Source organism: Variovorax ureilyticus, assembly GCF_037889935.1.
Taxonomy (GTDB): domain Bacteria; phylum Pseudomonadota; class Gammaproteobacteria; order Burkholderiales; family Burkholderiaceae_C; genus Variovorax; species Variovorax ureilyticus.
Genome location: NZ_JBBKZU010000041.1, coordinates 2501 through 5634, shown reverse-complemented (window position 1 = coordinate 5634; position 3134 = coordinate 2501). Strand labels below are relative to the sequence as shown.

Below are 3134 nucleotides of genomic sequence, written 5' to 3'. Positions count from 1 at the left end.
CAAAAGCAAAAAGCCCAGCCTGATGAGGGCTGGGCTTTTTGGGGCTGTAAGAGCCTGACGATGACCTACTTTCACACGGGAACCCGCACTATCATCGGCGCTGAGGCGTTTCACTGTCCTGTTCGGGATGGGAAGGAGTGGGACCACCTCGCTATGGTCATCAGGCATAAAGGGTTGTCGTGCTGGTTTTGAGGTCAGCACAACGAATTCATAGAGTTTGGAATCAGTGTGTGTTTTGAACTGTTCTGACTGCGTCAACTTGGCATAACACCTTGATCTGACAGATCAAAGTTATAGGGTCAAGCCGCACGAGCAATTAGTATCGGTTAGCTTAACGCATTACTGCGCTTCCACACCCGACCTATCAACGTCCTGGTCTTGAACGACTCTTCAGGGGGCTCGAGGCCCCGGCAGATCTCATCTTGAAACGAGTTTCCCGCTTAGATGCTTTCAGCGGTTATCTCTTCCACACTTAGCTACTCGGCAATGCCACTGGCGTGACAACCGATACACCAGAGGTGTGTCCACTCCGGTCCTCTCGTACTAGGAGCAGGCTTCCTCAAATCTGCAGCGCCCACGGAAGATAGGGACCAAACTGTCTCACGACGTTTTAAACCCAGCTCACGTACCTCTTTAAATGGCGAACAGCCATACCCTTGGGACCGGCTACAGCCCCAGGATGAGATGAGCCGACATCGAGGTGCCAAACACCGCCGTCGATATGAACTCTTGGGCGGTATCAGCCTGTTATCCCCAGAGTACCTTTTATCCGTTGAGCGATGGCCCTTCCATACAGAACCACCGGATCACTATGTCCTGCTTTCGCATCTGCTCGACTTGTCAGTCTCGCAGTTAAGCACGCTTATGCCATTGCACTATCGTCACGATGTCCGACCGTAACTAGCGTACCTTCGAACTCCTCCGTTACGCTTTGGGAGGAGACCGCCCCAGTCAAACTGCCTACCATGCACTGTCCCCGATCCAGATAATGGACCTAGGTTAGAACCTCAAACACACCAGGGTGGTATTTCAACGTTGGCTCCACGAGATCTAGCGACCTCGCTTCAAAGCCTCCCACCTATCCTACACAGATCTGTTCAAAGTCCAATACAAAGCTACAGTAAAGGTTCATGGGGTCTTTCCGTCTTTCCGCGGGGAGATTGCATCATCACAAACATTTCAACTTCGCTGAGTCTCAGGAGGAGACAGTGTGGCCATCGTTACGCCATTCGTGCAGGTCGGAACTTACCCGACAAGGAATTTCGCTACCTTAGGACCGTTATAGTTACGGCCGCCGTTTACTGGGACTTCAATCAAGAGCTTGCACCCCATCATTTAATCTTCCAGCACCGGGCAGGCGTCACACCCTATACGTCCACTTTCGTGTTTGCAGAGTGCTGTGTTTTTAATAAACAGTCGCAGCCACCGATTTCTTGCAACCCTTTCATGCTCCGTTGTTCACTTCACACTAATAGGGCACACCTTCTCCCGAAGTTACGGTGTCAATTTGCCGAGTTCCTTCTCCTGAGTTCTCTCAAGCGCCTTAGAATACTCATCTCGCGCACCAGTGTCGGTTTGCGGTACGGTCGTCAATAGCTGAAGCTTAGTGGCTTTTCCTGGAACCTCGTTCAGTCACTTCACAAGCAAGCTTGCTCGATCGCTGGCCTCGGTATATGACGGGCGGATTTGCCTACCCATCGCCTACATCCAGCTAAACCGGGATATCCAACACCCGGATGACCTATTAAGATCCGTCCCCACATCGCACTATTGATCGGTACAGGAATATTGACCTGTTTCCCATCAGCTACGCATCTCTGCCTCGCCTTAGGGGCCGACTCACTCTACGCCGATGAACGTTGCGTAGAAAACCTTGCGCTTACGGCGAGGGGGCTTTTCACCCCCTTTAACGCTACTCATGTCAGCATTCGCACTTCTGATACCTCCAGCACGCTTTACAACGCACCTTCACAGGCTTACAGAACGCTCTCCTACCACTTGCAATAAATTGCAAATCCGCAGCTTCGGTAACTGGCTTAGCCCCGTTACATCTTCCGCGCAGGACGACTCGATCAGTGAGCTATTACGCTTTCTTTAAATGATGGCTGCTTCTAAGCCAACATCCTGACTGTTTTAGCCTTCCCACTTCGTTTCCCACTTAGCCAATTTTAGGGACCTTAGCTGGCGGTCTGGGTTGTTTCCCTCTTGAGTCCGGACGTTAGCACCCGGTGCTCTGTCTCCCAAGCTGTACTCTTCGGTATTCGGAGTTTGCCTTGGTTTGGTAAGTCGCCATGACCCCCTAGCCAAAACAGTGCTCTACCCCCGAAGGTAATACTTGAGGCACTACCTAAATAGTTTTCGGAGAGAACCAGCTATTTCCAAGTTTGTTTAGCCTTTCACCCCTATCCACAGCTCATCCGCTAGTTTTGCAACACTAGTCGGTTCGGACCTCCAGTACCTGTTACGGCACCTTCATCCTGGCCATGGATAGATCACTTGGTTTCGGGTCTACACCCAGCGACTGGACGCCCTATTCGGACTCGATTTCTCTACGGCTTCCCTATTCGGTTAACCTTGCCACTGAATGTAAGTCGCTGACCCATTATACAAAAGGTACGCCGTCACCCTTGCGGGCTCCGACTTTTTGTAAGCATGCGGTTTCAGGATCTATTTCACTCCCCTCCCGGGGTTCTTTTCGCCTTTCCCTCACGGTACTAGTTCACTATCGGTCGATGATGAGTATTTAGCCTTGGAGGATGGTCCCCCCATCTTCAGACAGGATTTCTCGTGTCCCGCCCTACTTTTCGTCAGCTCAGTACCACACAGGTCTTTTCACGTACGGGGCTATCACCCACTATGGCCGGCCTTTCCAAGCCGTTCCGTTAAGTCTTGTGCTATCACTGACAGGCTCTTCCGATTTCGCTCGCCACTACTTTCGGAATCTCGGTTGATGTCTTTTCCTCGAGCTACTGAGATGTTTCAGTTCACCCGGTTCGCCTCGCACACCTATGTATTCAGTGTGCGATACCTTTCGGTGGGTTTCCCCATTCGGAAATCTCCGGATCAAAGCTAATTTGCCAGCTCCCCGAAGCTTATCGCAGGCTATCACGTCCTTCGTCGCCTATCATCGCCAA

The 3134-nt window shown here is 51.5% G+C and carries 2 rRNA genes (1 of these 2 cut by a window edge); both read right to left on the bottom strand.

Features of this window, described 5'->3' with window-relative positions:
* Positions 1 to 52: 52 nt before the first annotated feature.
* A 5S ribosomal RNA gene (gene rrf / locus WKW77_RS34830) occupies positions 53 to 165 on the bottom strand.
* A 130-nt stretch (positions 166 to 295) separates the two neighbouring features.
* A 23S ribosomal RNA gene (locus WKW77_RS34825) occupies positions 296 to 3134 on the bottom strand (it continues 32 nt past the right edge of the window).